Annotated in this window: 17 protein-coding genes and 1 pseudogene; 8 read left to right on the forward strand and 10 right to left on the reverse strand. The window is 42.0% G+C overall.

Features of this window, described 5'->3' with window-relative positions:
* The first annotated feature begins 172 nt into the window (after positions 1–172).
* The 4 genes from FCR06_RS18825 to FCR06_RS18840 all read left to right on the forward strand — a co-directional run bounded on the left by FCR06_RS18825 (position 173) and on the right by FCR06_RS18840 (position 6,836).
* Positions 173–2,665 (forward strand): response regulator, encoded by a 2,493-nt coding sequence (locus FCR06_RS18825; RefSeq protein ID WP_138502376.1) that lies wholly within the window; start codon positions 173–175, stop codon positions 2,663–2,665.
* A 332-nt stretch (positions 2,666–2,997) separates the two neighbouring features.
* Entirely contained in the window at positions 2,998–4,188 is a 1,191-nt protein-coding gene (locus FCR06_RS18830; RefSeq protein ID WP_138502378.1) for a PAS domain-containing sensor histidine kinase, read from the forward strand.
* Entirely contained in the window at positions 4,185–4,637 is a 453-nt protein-coding gene (locus tag FCR06_RS18835; protein WP_138502380.1) for a response regulator, read from the forward strand. Before FCR06_RS18830 ends, FCR06_RS18835 begins: the two co-directional genes overlap by 4 nt.
* A gap of 213 nt (positions 4,638–4,850) precedes the next feature.
* Entirely contained in the window at positions 4,851–6,836 is a 1,986-nt protein-coding gene (locus FCR06_RS18840) for an ATP-binding protein (protein ID WP_138502382.1), read from the forward strand.
* A gap of 66 nt (positions 6,837–6,902) precedes the next feature.
* Here the strand turns inward: FCR06_RS18840 and FCR06_RS18845 are convergent, their stop codons facing one another.
* From FCR06_RS18845 to FCR06_RS18875, 7 genes and pseudogenes are all read right to left on the reverse strand, one after another.
* The gene (locus FCR06_RS18845) at positions 6,903–7,820 is read right to left on the reverse strand and encodes a DUF1338 domain-containing protein (protein ID WP_138502384.1); all 918 of its coding nucleotides are present in this window, start codon (positions 7,818–7,820) and stop codon (positions 6,903–6,905) included.
* Positions 7,821–7,887: 67 nt separating this feature from the next.
* Positions 7,888–9,201, reverse strand: a complete 1,314-nt coding sequence (locus FCR06_RS18850; RefSeq protein WP_138502386.1) for an acetyl ornithine aminotransferase family protein — start codon at positions 9,199–9,201, stop codon at positions 7,888–7,890.
* Positions 9,202–9,425: 224 nt separating this feature from the next.
* On the reverse strand, positions 9,426–10,928 hold the full coding sequence (locus FCR06_RS18855) for an aldehyde dehydrogenase family protein (RefSeq protein ID WP_138502510.1): 1,503 nt from the start codon (positions 10,926–10,928) through the stop codon (positions 9,426–9,428).
* 173 nt (positions 10,929–11,101) lie between these two features.
* Positions 11,102–11,851 (reverse strand): annotated as a pseudogene (locus FCR06_RS18860) (IS1 family transposase).
* A 69-nt stretch (positions 11,852–11,920) separates the two neighbouring features.
* Positions 11,921–12,643, reverse strand: a complete 723-nt coding sequence (locus FCR06_RS18865; protein ID WP_138502388.1) for a cyclase family protein — start codon at positions 12,641–12,643, stop codon at positions 11,921–11,923.
* A 50-nt stretch (positions 12,644–12,693) separates the two neighbouring features.
* A complete protein-coding gene (locus FCR06_RS18870) occupies positions 12,694–12,891 on the reverse strand; it encodes a hypothetical protein (protein WP_223280196.1) in 198 nt (65 codons plus the stop codon).
* Positions 12,892–13,333: 442 nt separating this feature from the next.
* Positions 13,334–14,119, reverse strand: coding sequence for a DUF1868 domain-containing protein (locus FCR06_RS18875; RefSeq protein ID WP_138502392.1), 786 nt, complete (start codon positions 14,117–14,119; stop codon positions 13,334–13,336).
* Between the two features lie 217 nt (positions 14,120–14,336).
* Between FCR06_RS18875 and holA the strand changes: the two genes are divergently transcribed.
* Both holA and FCR06_RS18885 read left to right on the forward strand, forming a co-directional pair.
* Positions 14,337–15,332, forward strand: a complete 996-nt coding sequence (holA, locus tag FCR06_RS18880) for a DNA polymerase III subunit delta (RefSeq protein WP_138502394.1) — start codon at positions 14,337–14,339, stop codon at positions 15,330–15,332.
* Positions 15,333–15,435: 103 nt separating this feature from the next.
* Positions 15,436–15,903, forward strand: coding sequence for a DUF4168 domain-containing protein (locus tag FCR06_RS18885; RefSeq protein WP_138502396.1), 468 nt, complete (start codon positions 15,436–15,438; stop codon positions 15,901–15,903).
* A 234-nt stretch (positions 15,904–16,137) separates the two neighbouring features.
* Here the strand turns inward: FCR06_RS18885 and FCR06_RS18890 are convergent, their stop codons facing one another.
* Together FCR06_RS18890 and FCR06_RS33625 are read right to left on the reverse strand one after the other, a co-directional pair.
* Entirely contained in the window at positions 16,138–16,470 is a 333-nt protein-coding gene (locus FCR06_RS18890; RefSeq protein WP_138502398.1) for a low molecular weight protein tyrosine phosphatase family protein, read from the reverse strand.
* Between the two features lie 20 nt (positions 16,471–16,490).
* Positions 16,491–16,679: a hypothetical protein gene (locus FCR06_RS33625; protein WP_223280197.1), complete on the reverse strand. Its 189-nt coding sequence runs from the start codon at positions 16,677–16,679 to the stop codon at positions 16,491–16,493.
* 391 nt (positions 16,680–17,070) lie between these two features.
* Between FCR06_RS33625 and tpiA the strand changes: the two genes are divergently transcribed.
* Positions 17,071–17,802, forward strand: a complete 732-nt coding sequence (gene tpiA / locus FCR06_RS18900; protein ID WP_138502512.1) for a triose-phosphate isomerase — start codon at positions 17,071–17,073, stop codon at positions 17,800–17,802.
* A 127-nt stretch (positions 17,803–17,929) separates the two neighbouring features.
* Entirely contained in the window at positions 17,930–18,790 is an 861-nt protein-coding gene (gene folP, locus FCR06_RS18905; protein ID WP_138502400.1) for a dihydropteroate synthase, read from the forward strand.
* On the opposite strand, the gene FCR06_RS18910 is transcribed toward folP, so the two are convergent.
* Positions 18,787–19,629 carry an SPFH domain-containing protein gene (locus tag FCR06_RS18910; protein WP_138502402.1) on the reverse strand — a complete coding sequence of 281 codons (843 nt, stop codon included), beginning with the start codon at positions 19,627–19,629 and terminating at the stop codon, positions 18,787–18,789. The genes folP and FCR06_RS18910 overlap by 4 nt on opposite strands.
* Positions 19,630–20,358: the final 729 nt, after the last annotated feature.

Raw genomic sequence — 20,358 nt, forward strand, 5'->3', positions numbered from 1 at the left:
CCAATACAATCATAACCGATTGCTCGAGGTGATTCATCACTATTGTACAAATACCCATAAGCAAATATCATATCTTTTACTTCGTCTTCTAAAATCATTCCTAAATCTAGAGTATTTTTCAGCTACTTTTAGGCTTATGATTTGATAACAATTGGACTTGTAGCCAAATCGAATGTTACGAATTCTCTTGATTGATGACAATCCTAACGATCGCCTCCTCGCAATTCGGCAATTGCAACGTGAGTTTTCTGACCTGCAAGTAGAACAAGTTACCGCAGCAGAAGACTTAGCTCAGGCATTGGAGAGGGGGCAATTTAACTTGGTTGTCAGCGATTATCAATTGCGCTGGAGTAATGGTTTAGAAGTGCTACACGCAATTAAAGCTAGGTATCCTAATTGCCCAGTAATTATGTTCACCAACAGCGGGACTCAGGAGATTGCTGTAGAGGCAATGAAGTCTGGATTGGATGACTATGTAATCAAATCTCCTCAGCATCAAGTACGTTTAATAGCAGCAGTGCGATCAGCACTAGAACGAGCTAAAACTCGCCAAAAAGCTGTAAATTTAGAAATTCGGTTTGAAACTCTACTTAATCACTTAAACGTTGGCATTTATCGGGCAACTTTCGATGGTTCTTTATTGGAATGCAACCCAGCATTCCTGCGTTTGATTGGATTAGGAACCTTAACCCAAGAGCAAGCAAGTCGGTTCATTGAGCTTTGTTTTCAGCCAGAAGATTACGCTCAGCTAATTAATCAACTGCGAGAAAATGGTGAAGTGCGCGATCGCGAAATCCAATTGCGACGAGCTGATGGTAGTTTGATTTGGGTGCGTGTAAGTAAAACCTTCACCGAAATCGATGGCAAAGCTATCATTGATGGCTTAGTAGAGGATATTAGCGATCGCAAACGAGTAGAGTTAGAACGAGAGCAACTGCTCGTCAGCGAACAAGCTGCCCGCATGGAAGCTGAGGTTGAAAAGCAAAATTACAGTTTGCTCTCTGAAGCCAGTCAATTGCTGGTATCTTCCCTCGATTACCACGCGACTCTAAAAAAATTAGCAAAGTTGGTAGTTCCAATTTTAGCTGATTGCTGTTTGATTGATATTGTTGAGACTAATTTGGCAGTATTTGAGGAGCCGATTGTTGCAGCAACTACTCCTGAAAAAGAAGCACTCTTCCTCCTACTGAGACAGTTTTATTCCACCTCAGTAGAAGCTGATTTTGGTATGAGAAAGGTTTTGCAAACAGGCGAACCAGAATTAGTTACTGATGCAGCCGCCAATTCTTTTTTACTAGCGATGCAGGACACAGAAACCCAACGGTTGATGCGCCAAATCGACATTCAATCCTATATAATTGTGCCGCTAGTGGCTGGCGATGCCTACAGTGGACGCTTACGCAAGCTAGGAACGATTACTTTGATTACAACTCAAGGAAACCGTCGCTACAGTCAAACTAATTTAAATATGGCTCAAGCTTTGGCTCTGCGGGCAGCTACAGCAATTGATAATGCTCGGCTTTACCAACAAGCAATAGATGCAAATCGGATTAAAGATGAGTTTCTCGCTGTTCTCTCTCACGAAATTAGAACTCCCTTAAATCCGATTTTGGGTTGGGCAAAACTGCTGCGTAGCAACAAGCTAGACCAAAAAAAGACTGCTTTTGCTCTGGAAACCATTGAACGTAATGCTAAATTACAAACTAAACTCATTGAAGACCTACTGGATATTTCCCGCATCTTGCGAGGTAAACTCAGTCTCAATGTTTGTCCAGTTGATTTGGCAACCATTATTCGAGCCGCAATCGAAACAGTACGGCTATCAGCGGAAGCGAAATTAATTCAAATTCATTCCACTCTCGATTCTGATGTTGGTCAAGTATTTGGAGATCCCGGACGCTTGCAACAAATCGTCTGGAATCTGCTTTCCAACGCGATTAAATTCACTCCGGAAGGCGGACAAGTTGAAATTTATTTAGAGCAAATCGATTCTCAACTTCAAATCACAGTTAAAGACACAGGCAAAGGAATCAGCGTAGATTTTTTGCCCTATGTGTTTGACACCTTCCGTCAAGCTGATAGTGCAACCACTAGAAAATTTGGTGGCTTAGGTTTGGGATTAGCAATTGTGCGTTATTTAGTGGAAATGCATGGTGGAACTGTCTTTGCAGAAAGTTTAGGAGAAGGTCAAGGAGCAACCTTTATTATCAAGTTGCCGATGATACTTACCGATTCACTTGATAGTAGTAAAGAAAGCGATGCCACTGTTAGTAATAATCCGACTCTTGATGGTCTGAAAATCTTAGCTGTAGATGACGATCCCGATTCTTTAGAGTTAGTTAGCTTCGTACTCCAACAGTGTGGAGTCACTGTCATTGCTGTGTCATCAGCAACAGAGGTGCTGAAAATTTTGCCACAGTCGAAACCAGATTTACTGATCAGCGATGTGGGAATGCCAGAAATGGATGGTTATATGTTATTAAGACAAATTAGGTCAATGAGTCCAGAACAAGGAGGACAAATTTTGGCGATCGCTCTAACAGCGTATGCTGGAGAAGGTAATGAACAACAGGCGATCAAAGCGGGTTTTCAAGCCCATATTAGCAAGCCAATAGATCCGCCCCACTTAATTCAAACTATTGCTAAGTTATTACAACTAGGGTAATTCCCATTCACGAAATTATTATTAAAAATATATTAAGTAAGTGGGCACAATCAAACTAAACTGTGCAAACAAAAGCTAATAAAGCTCAAACCTTTGTTTTATGTGCCCTCTGACTTCAAAAAGGGTGTGGGGTGTAGGGGATATTCCTTTTTCATGCATGGCAGAGAAACTTTTTTCATCGGGACGTACTTTATCCCAACGATAATTATTTACACTGACCTACTTAGTAGGAGCTTATTGCTGTAATCTCTTACAGCCGATTAATTGATTATAAAGATTTTTAGCAACGGTATTAAATGTTGTAAGTATTTAATCAGACCCGGAGGTGGCTAATGCAAAGTAGAAATTACTCCTGGCAAAAAAGCTATGGTATTGCTCTACTCGCCAGCAGTTTAGCTCTGTTATTGTCTCTACTTATATCGCCACTGTTAAAGAATATTACTTTTTCAATATTTTTTGCCGCCGTAGTGCTGAGTTCGTGGTATGGGACTCGCTGGTCAGGTTTATTCGCAATCTTCTTGTGTAGCTTGGCTATTGCTTACTTCTTCTTACAACCAACTGATTCACTGACTGTTTTAACGCTCGATGGCTTTATTCGCTTGGGGTTATTTGTAATTGTATCGGTGCTAATCACCGAATTGAATGCTGCTTGGAGACGCATAGAGTTAAAGCTGGGAGAAAGTGAAATTCGCCATCGTCAAATGGCGCAATCAGTGCAGAACTACGCTAATGAATTAGAGCAACGAGTCGCCCACCGGACAGCCGCCCTAGTTGAAGCCAACAAAGAACTTGAAACCTTTGCTTATTCAGTCTCCCATGATTTACGCGCTCCTTTGCGGTCAATGCAAGGTTTGGCTCAAGCCCTACAGGAAGATTATAGCGATCGCTTAGACAGCAATGCACAAGACTATATCCAAAGGATCGTCGCCTCTGCCGAACGGATGGATGGATTAATTCAAGACCTGCTTGACTACTCGCGCCTGAGTCGAGTAGAAATTAAGCTGCGTCTACTTAACCTCACAGACATTGTTACAGAAGCTATCAACCAACTAGAAGTAGAATTGCGATCGCGACAAGCTCAGGTAAATGTAGAGCAACTACTTCCAGAAGTTACAGCTAATTGGATAATTTTAATTCAAGTAGTTGTGAACCTGCTAAGTAATGCAATTAAATTTGTCCCTGTTAATAGACAACCCCAAATTCGGATATGGGCAGAAATTGTCGGGGATGGGAGCATGGCCAGAGGGGGAGATAATGAAGAAAATACTTCTTCATCCCCCTCATCCCCCATTCGACTCTGGATAGAAGATAACGGTATTGGCATTGCACCAGAACATCAACAGCGAATTTTCAACGTATTTGAAAGATTACATGACCAACAGACTTACTCTGGTTCTGGCATTGGCCTAGCCATTGTCCGCAAAGGTGTTGAACGTATGGGGGGACAAGTCGGTGTAGAGTCAATAGTAGGTCAAGGCAGCCGCTTTTGGATTGAACTACAAAAACTGACGATGGAAACATGAACGCAAAGCAGCAAACTATTTTACTCGCAGAAGACGACTCAGATCAAGTTCTATTAATTTGTCGTGCTTTACGTAAAGCTAATTTAATGCAATGCCTGCAAGTTGTGAGTAACGGAGAAGCCGCTATTTCTTACCTCTGTGGTGAAGGAGAATATGCTGACCGAGAGCGCTACCCTCTACCGATACTGGTTTTGTTAGACCTGAAAATGCCCCGCAAATCTGGGTTTGAGGTTTTGGAGTGGCTCAAACAACAACCTAAACTCAGACGCCTACCAGTCATTGTGTTAACAACTTCTAAAGAAACAATTGACGTTCATAAAGCTTATGACTTGGGTGTCAACTCCTATTTAGTTAAACCAGTTGCATTTAGTGACTTGACTGCAATGATAAAGTTACTTGAGGCTTACTGGCTAAATTTAAATCAACAGCCGTTGGTTTACACTGACTAATGGTTTAGCCTAGAAAAGGCATCACTAGGTAATTGATAATTCATAAATTAAATTCAAGCGCTAGTAGAGTATGCTCAAGACGGCGTAACGCAGAAAAATACTTTCAATTATGCCTTACATTCCTAACACATACAACGAAAGTTTTAATTTCTGAAATTGACTTTCCTTAGTATTCTGCACTTAGAGCTTCTCAAGCATCAATTTTGGTTTCTCATGCACATTCTGATTATTGACGACAATCCAAATGACCGTTTCATGATTATCCGGGAGATGCGGCGGGAATTTCCTGATGTAGAAATAGAGGAAGTGGGTGAACCAGAAAACTTTGAGCAAGCACTGGTGGCAGGTCGCTTTGACTTGACAATTACCGATTATCAACTGCGTTGGAACAATGGCTTAGAAATATTACATCTCCTCAAGAACCGCTACCCCGATCGCCCGGTGATCATGTTTACCAACACAGGCACTCAGGAGATTGCCGTTGAGGCGATGAAAAAGGGACTCGATGATTACATCCTTAAGTCACCCAAGCACCTGGTTCGCTTGTCCGCAACGGTGAGGTCTGTCTTAGAACGCAATGAAGCTCAGCGTAGAGCTCGGTTTTTAGAGAACCGCCTGTATTCTCTACTCAACCAATTAGATATCGGCGTGTTTCGGGCAACTCCTGACGGACGTTTCCTAGAAGTTAACACTGCATTTCTCAGACTTTTGAGACTTGATTCTTTAGAAGAAATTCAGTCTAATAGGAGCTTTAATGAGATTTCTTCCAAAGCAGAAGACATTAGACTACAGCAAAGACGAGAACGGGAATTATGGTTACGTAGAGCAGATGGTAGCTATATATGGATATTAGTAAATGAAACGCTTAATACTACTAATGGAGAGTTGGTCATTGACGGGCTAGTGGAAGATATCACCGGGCGCAAACGTTCAGAAGAAGCGCTAAAACGCTATGCAACAAGATTACAGACTCTCCAAGAGCTAGATCGGTCGATTTTAGGGGCAATTTCTCCCACCGAAATTGCTGAAGTTGCTTTAGCTGCGACTTATCCCTTACTTCCCTGCCAATTAATGGATGTGACCTTATTTGATTGGGAACAGCAACAAGCCACTGTCTTGGCTGTTCAGTCTAATAACGGCATTGGCTTTTCCGTCGGCGAAACTTTCTCATTACATGATTTTGGCAATATTGAAGACTTGCAACAAAACCAGGCGATCGTCATTGAAAACCTGGCTGAGCATCCCAGAACCCATCGCGTTCACCAACATTTGTTCGACCAAGGCATTCGCTTAATAATGAATGTACCTGTGATTGGTCAACAACAGCTAATCGGCTCTTTGAACGTAGGAGTAATTCAACCGTGGTCATTAACTGACGAAGATGTGGAAATTACCCGTGAGGTGGCAAATCAGTTAGCGATCGCCATTCAGCAATCCCGTTTGCGCGAACAATTGCAGCGCTACACCGAACAACTTGAACAATTAGTTCACAACCGTACACAACAGCTTGAAGAGGCTAACAGTGCCTTAGAAGCCTTTGCCTACTCCATCTCCCACGACTTGCAAGAACCTCTACGTGCGATCCGGGGATTTGCCACAATTCTTTTAGAAGACTACGATACTGAATTGAATTCAGGCGGACAAGATTTACTCCATCGCATCGCCAGTAACGTCGAGCGGATGGACAACCTGCTGCTGGACTTGTTAGAATACAGCCGCTTGAGTCGGATTGATTTGCCCCTGCAACCAATCAACCTCAACTCACTAGTCAAGCAAGTGCTGACACAATTAGAAGTATCCCTGCAACAAAAGCAAGCCCAAGTGACAATTGCCGAACCTCTGCTAGAAGTTCTGGGAAACTACCGTACCGTCGAGCAAATTATCACAAATTTAGTAACCAACGCCATCAAGTTTGTACCTTCTGGAATTCAACCCCAAGTCAGAATATGGACAGAACGCCGTGAACGCTGGGTGCGTTTGTGGGTAGAAGACAATGGCATAGGCATCTTACCCCAGCATTGGGAGCGGATTTTTGGTGTTTTCGAGCGTCTACATAGCATAGAAGCCTACCCTGGTACAGGAATCGGACTAGCGATCGTCCGTAAAGGCATCGAACGCATGGGCGGACAAGTAGGTATGGAGTCTGAAGTCTCACAAGGTAGTCGTTTTTGGATAGAATTACCTGAATTTATGAAGTGAAGGGTACTGGGTACTGGGGAACGTGGGGCCTCACCTTCCCCAGTCCCTAGTCCCCAGTCCCCAGTCCTACTTAGATAAACGGGTCATTTCAAACAATTGCTGAGCATTACTACTTAAAAAAGCATCAAAAAGTACCTGCTTTCCAGGTTTGACTTCCACTGGATAGCGCTGGGCAATTTCATAATATGCATAAGTCCAAGGAATCTGAATTTCTAGACCACTGCTATCATCTAATACCGTTACCATTTCCGTTACTGCTTGAGTTGCCGTTTGCCGCAAACCACAAGCAACATTTCCTTCGATTTCTGCTTTCATCGGTACACCCGAGTTAGCCAAACCATTAGCGGTAGTGTCTATATCTGGATATTTTGCAGTGTTCTGGGCGTTAACGTAGCCTGTAAAATGGTTGACAGCATATCCGTGCAGCAATATCCAAGCCCCATACTGAGTAACCTGATTCACTTGTTCGACAACAGAATACTGGGGAGGTAGCCAAGGACGCGTAAATATTTGTTGGAGTTGTTTGGTAATGGTTTCAATATTTTCTTGTTTTTCTAGAAGTAAATTAACAGGTGGGGTAAGTTGATGTTGAATTGAAGATACTGTTTGGGAGATGATTTGAGCAATATTACTAGGTAATTCATCAACAATTAACTCGCTGAGAAATAGCTTAGGTAAGTTAAATTCCTCTTGCTGCGGATGATAATAATGACGAGCATAAAGATGAGTTTGAGCAAAAGTATACTCTCCAGCTGCCACATAACCTAAAGCTTCTGCAATTTGTCCTAGGTAGTTAATGCCCAGGTTAACTCGCCTGTGTGGGCTATCTACAAATAGACGCAAAGACCGAAAAGCAATGTGGTCATTAGCGACATTCCCACCCGCAGCAGTAATCATCTGCTGGTAGGTACGGGCATGATTTACTCTGGTGCTGTATTCTTGCCAGAGTAATTTCCACAGATGAAGGGCTATTTCGGGTTTCATAATTTTGATGTGGATGAATGATTTTTTCACGCACAGGCGCAGAGGCACAAAGAGTTTTTGTCTGAGGTTAGAGTATATCTGAGAGAATCTGGAGAGCGATTTGAATTTGTTCGCTGTCGATAACTAGAGGGGGACAAAAACGAATTGCAGCTTTACCACAACCTAGCAACAATAAACCTCGTAAGAAGGATTCTTGGATAATACGATCGCGCAATTTATAATCCAGATTACCTGCTTCATCTAATAAGTCCACCGCAACCATTAAACCTTTACCTCGTGGCGGCGATACTCTGGAAAATTTTTGATGCAGCTGGGTAAGACCAATTTGTAAGAATTCTCCCATTTGAGTAGCGTTGGTCATTAAACCACTTTCTAGCAGTTCCAGGGTGGCAATACCGGCAGCACAAGCTACAGGATTACCGCCGAATGTGGTAGCGTGTGAACCAGGAGGCCAAGTCATTAACTCTGGTCTAGCAAGTATCGCTCCTAAAGGTAGGCCGCTGGCGATACCTTTGGCAGTAGTAATAATATCAGGCATTACTCTCCAATGCTCGATCGCAAATAAGCGACCTGTCCGCCCCATCCCTGCTTGCACTTCATCTACTACCATCAAGATACCGTGGTGATCGCATATTTCGCGAATCCGTTTTAAAAAACCATTCTCTGGGACGATATACCCACCTTCTCCTTGAATCGGTTCGACTACAATCGCCGCTACTTCTTGCGGTGGTAAAGTTGTGGTAAATAGCTGTTTTTCTAAGTAATCTAAGCTAGCGTGAGTGCCATAAGGGATATGAGTTATCCCTGGAACTAAAGGGCCAAAACTGGCTCGCTGCACTGCTTTGGAACCAGTTAAAGACATTGCGCCGTATGTACGTCCGTGAAATGCACCTAAAAATGCGACGATTAGCGATCGCTTGGTGTAATATCGAGCTAGTTTAATCGCTCCTTCATTAGACTCTGCTCCAGAATTGGTAAAAAATACTTTGGCGGGAAAACCAGCGTTATTCTCTGGTTGGGGAAAGGGAGCGCGAATTGCCAATTTTTCTGCTAATTCTACCATCGGTTCATAATAAAAATCCGTCCCCGACATGTGCAGCAAACGCGCCGACTGTTCTTGAATGGCCTTGACAACTTGTGGGTGGGCGTGTCCGGTGGCGGTAACGGCAATACCTGCGGTCATATCCAGAAATACATTGCCATCGACATCTTCCACCATACAGCCTTCGCCGCGAGCCACAACTAAAGGATAATCGCGGGTATAAGATGGAGAATTGACGGCGCGATCGCGTTGTATAATTGCTTGAGCGCGAGTCCCAGGTAACTTCGTTACTAGGCGCGGTGTTTGAGGTAAATTTAAGTTAACAGGAATACTTAACATAGTTTTTTAGAATTATTACTGCTAATTTAACCGTGGAGCAATTAGTTACCCCACGTATGAATAGGCTTGTCCCAAACAAAGAATAAAATTGTTATTATGCCTCAATAAATAAACTCAGTCCTCTGTTCGCTAATAACCAATGCCCTTGAGAGGTGCTGACAGTTGACTAATGACTGATGACTGAGGAATTATTCTTCCCCATCTCCTTATCTCCCCATGCCCAATTACGAATTACCTCGGTTATCTATTTGGGCGCGTTGCAAATTTCCTGAAAAATCAACATAAACACTTTTCCATTCTGTAAATACATCTAAAGCAGTGGTGCCAGCTTCCCGGTGTCCGTTGCCGGTTTGTTTCACACCGCCGAAAGGTAAGTGTACTTCTGCACCAATGGTAGGGCCATTAATATAAGTGATACCTGCTTCGATGTCGCGCATGGCAGTAAAAGCGCGGTTGATATCGCGGGTATAAACTGAAGAGGAAAGACCGTAATTGGTATCATTGAGAATGGCGATCGCTTCTTCAAAAGAACTCACCTCAATCAATGCCACCACCGGGCCGAATATCTCTTCACAAGCAACGCGCATATCGGGAGTTACATCATCCAAAATAGTCGGTTGAAAAAAGTAACCATTTTTTAATTTGCCATTAGATGCGATTTCCCCGCCAATTAAAACCTTTGCTCCTTCCTCACGGGCAATTTCTAAATACTTGCTTACCTGTTGGAGTTGCTTTTCATTGATTATCGGCCCGATATCTGTATCGGGGTCATTGCCAGCACCCAAGCGTAACTTACTAGCACGCTCATAAAGCATAGCAGTAAATTTTTCTTTGATGTCCCGATGCAAAATCAGGCGACTGGTAGCCGTACACCGTTGACCGGTTGTGCCAAAAGCACCCCAGACTGCACCATCTAAAGCTAGTTCTAAATCCGCATCTTCCATTACTACTTGAGCGTTTTTGCCGCCCATTTCCAAACAGACACGCTTGTGAGTGCGTCCGCAAGTCGCGCCCACAAAAGCGCCGGTTTGGGAAGAACCAGTAAACGATACCAAATCAACATCGTCATGTTCGACTAAAGCTTTCCCCGCCTCTTCTCCTACACCGTGCACCAAGTTAATTACTCCTGGCGGTAAACCTGCTTGTTGGAAAATTTCAATTAATTTAGTTGCACACGCAGAGGTATCTTCCGCAGGTTTGAGGATAACTGTATTGCCACAAACCAATGCTGGCATAGCTTTCCAGCAAGGAATTGCCACCGGAAAATTCCACGGGGTAATTAAGGCGCACACACCTATGGGCATTCGCACCGTCATGGCGAATTTATTCGGCATTTCCGAGGGTGTGGTTTGCCCAAAAAGTCGCCGCCCTTCACCAGCACTGTAAAAGGCGCAGTCAATACCTTCTTGCACATCTCCCCTAGCTTCTGTCAGGGGTTTACCCATTTCTCGACTAATTAACTGGGCAAGTTCTTCTTTGTGTTTGAGTAATATTTCCCCAACACGAAAAATGTATTCTGCCCTTGCTGGGGCTGGGACTTGGCGCCAACTGTGGTAGGCTTTGCGGGCGGCAGCTACCGCTATATCTACATCCTTGGCTTGGGAACGGGGAAATGTAGCAACAAGTTCGGTTCTGTCAGCAGGGTTGCGGCTTTCAAGAGTTACTTCCCCTACAGCAGTCAACCATTGACCGTCTATGTAATTGCGGCAAGATAGCGGAGTTACAATCACAAAAACCTCCGACCGATAATCCAGTGGAACTTGTGTACTAAGTTTGCTTACTTTCTAGGTTATCGTCAAGTCTAGACTAACCCATGAGAAAATCACTCGGCAGTACTGAGTTAACAAGCTATACATCTATAACAATGTAAAAACTAGGCGTTGCTGAACCAAAATATGAATCATGTGATCGCTTCAAGCTTGTGGGCGCATAGCGCCCGCAGTGCCACTGAGCCATACTTAAGATAATATATTACTAACTGAATTAAGTGTCTCAGCATTTATTCTGTTTTAGAGTAACAAAAATTTTTACGATGTAGTCGAGCAAGATAATGCCTTAAACGGCTATTTTCACCTTCTACTCTTGTCATATATGTCTTACTAACAATGTGGTCTTCATTACTAATAAAACAAGGATATACAGTATAGCCGTCTGTTACATAAAAATAAGATTGCCAATACTTAATAGTTCTCCACAAATATTTAAAAGTTTGTGAACTTCTATCACCCAAAACCCAAGCTATAATTCCCACAACCCTCTGATTTACTGCTGTCCACAACCAAATTTTGTTTTTTTTGAGCCAACAAAGGTTTCACGTTCATCAAATAAGAGTAACTTCTGGAATTTCACTTCTGTAAGGTGTATCTGGTAGAATACTACCCATTTGCTTCACACAATTTATAACAGTAGTATGATAGGGAAGCGTTAGCGAGTCCGCGAGCGTCTGGACTTTTTTAACTCTTTCTATGGCGCGGAAACCAGATTGATTAACGTACATTTCTAACCACTCACTTTTAATATCTTCTGTGTATCCTTTCTGGTCATAAGATTCGATGAACTGATGTTTACAGTTTACACATATGTAATTTTGTTTACCACGCTGCCGTCCATTATTACGAATGTGATCTGATTCACATCTTGGACATTTCATCGCGATCGCTCTAATTCATATTTCTATTCTGCAACGCCCCATCAGAACTTTAAAGAACACAGAGAAACATTAAGGGACGAATGCCAAAACCCCCACAGGACAACCAGAACCACCACGTAATCTCAGAATTGCGATCGCTAGAGTAGTACCTAATGGTGGCAGCTGATCCAAATTGGTGAGATTTTCTAGCACAATGCGCGGTTGTTCTAACACTAAGCGGTTAGTAGCAAAGCTACTATCCTGTCCTGGGTCTACACCATGAGTATCAATTCCTACCCCAGCTATTTGCCGTTGCTCAAGTAAAAATTGGGTGGCATCACTGCCAAATCCTGGAAAATGGCTAATTCCTTCAGCATCCTGATTGAAGAATGCATTTTTATCAAACCACTTCTTTTGCCAACCAGTATTAAGTATAACTACGCAGCCAGAAGCAATCTCACCGTATTGTTCTTCCCAAGCTAGAACATCCGCGATTGTCAGGGCATAATCAAAATTAACTTTGACAGCTTCACGGATATCTATGACTACTGCGGGTACGACCAAAGACTGGGCTGGGTATTGGTCTATTCCGATACTATGACTATAAAAGCTATTAGGAGCATTGATATGGGTAGCGCTATGTTCCCCCAAGGAAAAACGCCGCAGGTAATAGCCATCATTGTTCAATTCAGCTACAGTTTCAAATTCTACTGGGGGATCGCCAGGCCATTGAGGAATATCCAAGTCAATGACATGACTTAAGTGGATAACGCGTGTGTAGGTGATACTCTTTTGATTTTCWGGTTGTATCATCCCAGCCTTSTATTTAATAAAACAAAGGATTTCTCTCAAAAGTGCGATGTTTAGCCTGGATTTTTAGAAAGTAATAATACAGTATTGCATTGCTGAGCGCGATCGCCGCAGCTGATTTTGCGATCGGTCACTTTGCAATACGCTTGGCTTTGTGGAAATTTCTCTGCTGAGCTAGGCTGTTTTTGAGCAGGGGAGGCTGTTCTTAGGTAGGGTGAAAATAAAAGGCTTATCCCAAGTGTATTGGTCACTATGGGCATTAATAAAGCTCAGAGGTTCATTAACAAACCTCAAACAGAGATTTGAAAAATTAAAAGCCACGCTGATTCCATTCTTAATAAGTAGTATTTGATGCTAGTCTTCACTCACTACCATTAAATACTAAAAATTAAATAAAATGGTGCGTTAGCCTTTGGCATAACGCACCCTACTGGCGTGGCAAGCCTTAAATGTTGCAATAAAATTTCTTGTGGGGTGGGCATTTTGCCCGCCTCGGACGGGCGAGACGCACATCCCACAAGAGTCAAGCTAATGCACTATTTTAGCCTTGCCCCACTACTAAAAAACTTTTTTACAATGCCCAATCATGCCACTTGCTTGGCTGTCGGTACACCCGCCTAAGGCAGTGGCTCCCCGATGCTCAATACCTTATTTTCAAGACAAGTTTAGTTGTCGTAAAATACTTATCTCAGGTCAAAAATCTAAAACTGGCCAGTCTGGTTCGCGATAGTAACGTGTCATGTCGTCAAACTTACGCAACTCGACGCGATCAAGCGAAAATTGTGGCAAACTCAACAACCATTGTTGATTTAACTCAGAAAACATCGTGCTGAAGCTTGTGCGGTCTAAGTCAGATGGAATTTCCCCAAAATAGGCTAATGTAATATGCGCTGTAAAGTGATAGTGCTGCTCAATACCCAAAGCAATTAACTTCGGGTTTTGATAAATTGTTCGGCGAAATTGAATAATTTCCTCATAGCAGCGTTCATTCTCGGGTACTAAACAAACAGCTACAGCTCTTGGCATCAGTATCAATCCCAGCATTTGCCATTGAATAGGATGATTCCTTGTCATCAATTGTTGATATTGCTGAAATATTTGGGCTAAACAAGAGCGTAACTCGTTATCAAATTTCGGATTTTTTTCGCAGGCGTCAAGATAAGCATTATCCCAAATTAAATCAGCTAAAGTCAGATGGAAGCTAGCTGGAGGTACCGGCACGATTAAGTCACGGTTTACAGGTAACTGTAAAAGTTCCTGTTGGTAAATCTGTAATTTGGCATAGAAAGCAGAGTTTTCTGATTCTTCTTCCGCAGGCGGAGTCATCAAGGTATAGCCAGGAAAGGGTACTGCTTGTCTCACCCCAGAATTTGCCTGAAATTTAGAAGATTCCTGGATATGCTGGGCTTGGGATCTGTAGGCTTCTGGCAGTGTTAGCCGTGCTAACCGATTTAAGTAAGTTTGATAGTTGTCGTCCAATCTTCATAGCCTCACGCTCTCACTTGATAGATTTTAGGGAAAATTATCCAGATTAACAGAATGATCTCAAAAGTATTTAGTTTTTTAATGTAACGATCGGGGTGTGGGGAGGTGGGGAGGTGAAGAGTGTGGGGGAAAAGATTTCTTCCCCATCCTCCTACACCCCCATCTTCCCACCCTCCCTGTTTGCCTGATGCCCGCATTAGGAGGTAACTCTATGCCAATCTACGTTTATTGGGGTGAGGATGATTTTGCTATGGAAAAAGCGATCGCTATGCTGCGCGATCGGGTCCTCGATCCCCAATGGATTAGTTTTAACTACACTTCATTTCCACCGGAGCGAGCTGATGTTGCTATTGAGTCGTTAAATCAGGTGATGACACCAACTTTTGGCACTGGTGGGCGCTTGGTGTGGCTGATTAACACTACTATTTGCCAGCACTGTCCAGAGAATGTATTAGCAGAATTGGGGCGATCGCTACCAGTGATTCCCGAAAACTCTTTTTTATTGCTTACCAGCCGTAACAAGCCGGATGAACGACTCAAATCTACAAAACTATTAAAACAATTTGCTACCGAGTTTCGAGAATTTCCACTTATTCCTCCTTGGAAAACAGAATTGCTGGTGCAATCTGTTAACCAAGCTGCTCAAACTCTGGGCGTGAAACTGACGGTGAAAACTGCTGAGTTGTTGGCTCAGTCTGTAGGAAATGATACACGACTTCTCTATAATGAGATGGAAAAATTGCGTTTATATGCCCAAGGTAGTCATAAACCTTTAGACGTAGATATAGTTAGTAAGTTAGTAAGAAATACTACCCAAAATAGTTTACAATTAGCAGCAGCAATTAGAACAGGAGACACAGCAAAAGCTTTGATTACGTTAGCCGATCTCATCAATGCTTCTGAGCCAGGATTACGGATAGTATCTACATTAATCGGACAATTTCGCACCTGGCTATGGGTAAAGATTATGATGGAAAGTGGTGAGCGAAATCAACAAGCGATCGCTCAAGCTGCTGATATCGGTAATCCTAAACGCATCTACTTTTTACAGCAAGAAATCAAGCTCCTTTCTTTAGAGCAGTTAATCTCTTGCTTACCCCTACTATTGGAGTTAGAAGTCAGCATCAAACAAGGAGTATCAGAAATGTCAGCACTCCAAACTAAAGTAATTGAACTTTGTCAAATATGTCGAGGAAGTTCACAATAAATATAAAAGCTTGATATATTGGGCAATTACTGGAACTTCCTACTCCAAAAATAATTCAAAGTTGTTAGTAAGATGCCTGATGTAGTTCTGTATTACATAAACTATGAAGAAAATTTCTTATTTCTTTTCTCAATCTAACCGAAAGCGAATCCTTTCCCAATCATTCTTTTTCGGTTTTGTAGCCACTGTGGGTTTGATTTCCAACGGTTTTTCATCAAGTTTAAAAGCTTATGGTCAAACTCCACCAGTTAACAATACAGAAATTAAAAGCTATGCCCAAGCGGTGCTAGCAATGGAACCAGCGCGTCAAAATGCGTTTGAAGAAATTAAAAAACTTATTGGCAGTGGAGAAATTCCCAAGATTGTTTGTAATGATTCTAACAGCATCAATGGTCTTCCCAGAAAAGCTCAAGATATTGCAGTCAATTACTGTACCCGTTCTCAAAAAATTGTCGAAGATAATGGTCTGAGCATTGATCGTTTCAACAAAATTACTATAGAACTACAAAATAACAATAACTTAAAACGGGAGGTATATAATACCTTATTAATCCTGCAACAAACTCCATAAATGAGCTAGGGACATAGCATTACTATGTTTATTTGAAAATAAAAATTAGAGATTACCATATTAAACCTGTAAACAGTCAACAGTTATCAGAAAACATTGGTAACTGATAACTGGTAATTTTTAATTACTGGGTAGTAGAATAACCCAAAAATCTGATTGTCAGCAGATGAATTTCTATATTTGCTTTATTTATTCAATAGATTTGACGTTATGAATTAAAAGCATTACTGATGCTTATTGTTTAATTTTTAATAAAGGTAGCACCTTCTGTTTTAACAATTCAATTAAAGCTGGTTCCATATACTCATATTCATCTGGTATATCTAAACAGATAATCTTTTTATCTCTAAGGCAGTGCTGAAAATTTTTTGATAGCTTGTTTTTATGCGATTTTTCCATAACAAAGACAATATCAGCCCAGGCGAGTGCCTCTGTTGAAACTGGTACTTCTGCGTAGCGATCTAAACCAGCCGAGTCCGTTTCAAATCCTTGATATTCAGAAAACACAGCTTCGGCGGTAGGACTTCGCAACCTATTTTGACTACAAATAAATAAAAGCTTTTTCATTAAAAGGTTGTCTTTGACTGCTAATTCATCTGCAAAACACACAATTTTCGATTTTTAAGGTCTGGTTCTAACCCTAAAACTCCCATTGGGGTCACACCCAAAAACGGATAGGGTACTTGTGTAAGTTCCAAACAATCAAAAGTTCCTTGCCTTTCTCCAATACTTAATTCAACATCTCGAAAAATTCGCCGTTCCTGTACTCCAGCCACAGTTTCTACCTGAGCTTCTCCACCTTAAACTAAACCTAGTTGACTAATAACGCTAGCAGGTAAACATAGTAATGTTGCACCTGTATCAACTAAAACATCATCCAGCGTACAAAAGCGCACTTACTCCAAAGAAATAAAGCCTTGCCCAGCGAGAACTCGGTGGATTCGATTTGTGAGAGTGAGGGTAACTATTACTTGTCCTATCTGCTTACCCTGAAGAATTGGCAGTACTAGCTTGCCCATTTGAGTTAACTGTTGCTAAGGATTTTAAATTTATTGTAGTTGAGTAATAACCAGAGCTAGTTTCAATCCTTGAGGGACGAGGAGTGTGCGAAAAAGTAGTACAGTGAAAAATGCATCTAGTAGCGTTAGGATCTTGACTAAATTACCTGTGCGAAAAATAGTTATTGCCGGTAACTGGAAAATGTACAAAACCCAGGCAGAGTCCGAAGACTTTTTACGAGGATTTTTGCCCTACCTACAAGAAACGCCTGAAGAACGTGAAGTGCTATTGTGCCCTCCTTTCACTGACCTCAGCGTTTTGTCTAGAAATTTACATGGTAGTCGGGTGCAACTGGGGGCGCAAAATGTGCATTGGGATGAATTTGGAGCCTACACGGGTGAAATTTCTGCCCCAATGCTCACAGAAATTGGCGCGCGTTTTGTAATTGTCGGTCATAGCGAACGCCGACAATACTTTGGTGAAACAGACGCCACTGTTAACCTGCGCCTAAGAACAGCTCAAAGGTTTGGTTTGACCCCAATTCTCTGTGTTGGTGAAACTAAACAACAACGAGATAACGGAGAAACTGAATCATTCATTACTCTCCAACTCGACAAAGGTTTGGTAGATATCGATCAAGAAAATTTGGTGATAGCCTATGAACCCATTTGGGCAATTGGGACTGGTGATACTTGTGAAGCTGTCGAAGCTAATCGAATAATTGGCTTAATTCGTAGCGAATTGAGTAATCCAAATGTATCAATTCAATATGGTGGCTCAGTCAAGCCGAATAATATTGATGAAATCATGGCTCAACCAGAAATTGACGGCGTTTTAGTGGGAGGAGCAAGTCTCGACCCTGAAAGTTTCGCTCGGATTGTCAATTATAAATTAGTCTGATGTGTCTTTTTTCGTTCCCATGCTCTGTGCATGGGAATGGCTAATACGCCGCAAGCCTTAACTTCAATTTTTGAGTTTATATTATGAAGTATTCTGAATTCTGACTTTTGAATTCTGACTTCTTTTTATGTCAAGTAACTTGATAATTCGAGGACGCTGTTTCGAGTGGGGACAGCGGACTTATTTGATGGGCATTTTGAATGTGACACCTGATAGCTTTAGCGATGGAGGTAAGTTTAACACGACCTCTGCGGCTTTAGTCCAGGCACAAGCATTGGTGGCTGCTGGTGCTGACATTATCGATGTGGGTGGTCAATCAACTCGACCAGGAGCAAAACAAATAACTCTCCAAGAGGAACTTGACCGGGTGCTATCGGTGTTACAGGTACTCAGAGGAGAAATTTCAGTACCGATTTCTGTAGATACTACCCGTGCTGCGGTAGCAAGAGCCTCTGTAGAAGCTGGAGCGGATATGATTAATGATATTTCTGGCGGTAGCTTTGACTGGGAAATGTTGCCAACAGCGGCCAGTTTAGGTGTGCCAATTATTTTAATGCACATCCGAGGAACAGCACAAACGATGCAACAGATGACAGATTATCAGGATTTGATGGCAGAAATTTTTAGTTTTTTGCAAAAGCAAATAGCGGCCGCAACTGCTGTTGGCGTTGACCGGGATAAGGTGATTATCGATCCTGGGATTGGTTTTGCGAAAAATTATCAGCAAAATTTAAAAATTTTTCAACAATTGCGATTGCTCACAGCACTTAACTGTCCTATTTTAGTAGGAGCATCTCGTAAAAGTTTCATTGGTCGGATTCTCAATCAACCAGATCCCAAAGCACGAGTTTGGGGAACAGCAGCAGCTTGTTGTGCTGCTATCGCGAATGGCGCTGATATCCTGCGAGTTCACGATGTCCAAGAAATGCGAGATGTTTCCCTGGTAGCCGATGCAATATTCCGACAAACCGCACTGTGCGATTCTTAAGTAGCACCGTTTTCAGACTTTTTGCTGCTATTTTCATGAGTCACCGACTCACCAATCAATTCCTGAAACATTTCAGTGGAGTTGGCTGGGTCTACAAAGACAATTTTGGCATTATTGCTTTCTCCAAGTTGTTGGCTAGCCTTGACGTAATCTTGAGCCACGAGATACCGCAGAATTTCTTTGCTTTCTGGATTGGAACGTAAGGCTTTAGCAATAATCTCAACTGAAGTCATAGTTCCTTCTGCTTTGCGAATGGCAGCTTCCTTCTGTCCTTCTGCTTCAGTAATCAGTGCCCGTTTTCTGATTTCAGCAGCTTGCTGATCTTCTCTGGACTTGCGTACGCTCTCAGGTAGAGTAATACTTTGAAGATCTAAGCGCAGAATCTGCACTCCCCAATCTGCGGTTATTTCATTCAACTGGTCTAAGATAGCTCTGTCCATCTCCGCTCTGGAAACATTGGTCTGCTCAAGGGTATTTTGGGCAATGATTTCCCGCAGCGTTGTTGTGGCCAACTGTGTCAATGCTCCTTGAAGATCTTCAATAGCGTAAAAGCTTTTTTCAATATTTATAATCCGCCAGTATACAATCGCATCTACTTCTACGTCAACATTATCTTGAGTGATCACATTCTGGGGTTTAATGTCGAGATACTGCTCTCGCGTGGTATCTTCCATGACAATTTGATCCACCAAGGGAACAATAAAATTTAGTCCTGGCTTAAGTTTTCGATGATACCGCCCCAAGCGTTCCACTAAGGCTTCATTACCTTGATTAATCAGTTTTGCAGAACCTAAGGCATAACCTATAAGGGCTAAGACTATAGCAATGATTGGCTCCATATATGCTCCTATTTAGCTGTTTGGGAGAATTTAGTGTCAAGGATATGCTACTAGCTTGTCATAACCTTTGATTAAATGTTTTGAGTCTGTAATTTTATAAACACCAACGGTGATGTCTAATGTCGCTTCACTGGGTGTTTTAGATGTATTCTCCAAGCAGGAACCTTTTGGGGAACGCGATCGCTATTAAAGCACCTCGATCGCACCCTGGCAAGCAGTACTTTCTGTAATCAGCTTTACTTACGCCAACATCTCCAGAGAGCCAGGATTTACTTACGTATATTTATTTAAGTATAGGAAAATAAATATACGTACTATTTAGTAGTAATTTAAAAACTCTAGTATAATTCGGATTAAAATTAAGTTCAGCCTCGAAAATTTATATAACTCTTGTGGAGTGGGCATCTTGCCCGCTCTAATTATGTAAGTTAAATGTGGAACAGCTTACTAGTTTTCTTGAGTGATGAAGTCATTTTTAGCTCGAATAGCTTATGGAATTTATTGGTTGCTTTCACTGCATTAACACTCAGCGATAAATTGATTCAATCAGAGCAGAATCAACTTTTAAAAATAGCAGAGTCAGGAAAATTTAACATAATCATTTTCTGCTCTTGTTAATTAAAGCTGAGGAGCATCAAAGCACTAATATGAAATTTGTAGCCAACTACCGATTTGCAGAAGCTAGAAGCACACATAACTAATCTCAACCAGGCGAATAACCTCCCAATC

Origin of the sequence: Nostoc sp. PA-18-2419, from assembly GCF_005869855.1 — a bacterium.
Lineage (GTDB): Bacteria > Cyanobacteriota > Cyanobacteriia > Cyanobacteriales > Nostocaceae > Nostoc.

Coding starts and splice junctions, on each gene's coding strand:
- FCR06_RS18850 (WP_138502386.1), bottom strand. CDS start 9,201: ATGTTAAGTATTCCTGTTAACTTAAATTTACCTCAAACACCGCGCCTA.
- FCR06_RS18910 (WP_138502402.1), bottom strand. CDS start 19,629: ATGGAGCCAATCATTGCTATAGTCTTAGCCCTTATAGGTTATGCCTTA.
- folP (WP_138502400.1), top strand. CDS start 17,930: ATGTCAAGTAACTTGATAATTCGAGGACGCTGTTTCGAGTGGGGACAG.
- FCR06_RS18845 (WP_138502384.1), bottom strand. CDS start 7,820: ATGAAACCCGAAATAGCCCTTCATCTGTGGAAATTACTCTGGCAAGAA.
- FCR06_RS18835 (WP_138502380.1), top strand. CDS start 4,185: ATGAACGCAAAGCAGCAAACTATTTTACTCGCAGAAGACGACTCAGAT.
- FCR06_RS18885 (WP_138502396.1), top strand. CDS start 15,436: ATGAAGAAAATTTCTTATTTCTTTTCTCAATCTAACCGAAAGCGAATC.
- FCR06_RS18825 (WP_138502376.1), top strand. CDS start 173: ATGTTACGAATTCTCTTGATTGATGACAATCCTAACGATCGCCTCCTC.
- FCR06_RS18830 (WP_138502378.1), top strand. CDS start 2,998: ATGCAAAGTAGAAATTACTCCTGGCAAAAAAGCTATGGTATTGCTCTA.
- FCR06_RS18840 (WP_138502382.1), top strand. CDS start 4,851: ATGCACATTCTGATTATTGACGACAATCCAAATGACCGTTTCATGATT.
- holA (WP_138502394.1), top strand. CDS start 14,337: ATGCCAATCTACGTTTATTGGGGTGAGGATGATTTTGCTATGGAAAAA.
- FCR06_RS18890 (WP_138502398.1), bottom strand. CDS start 16,470: ATGAAAAAGCTTTTATTTATTTGTAGTCAAAATAGGTTGCGAAGTCCT.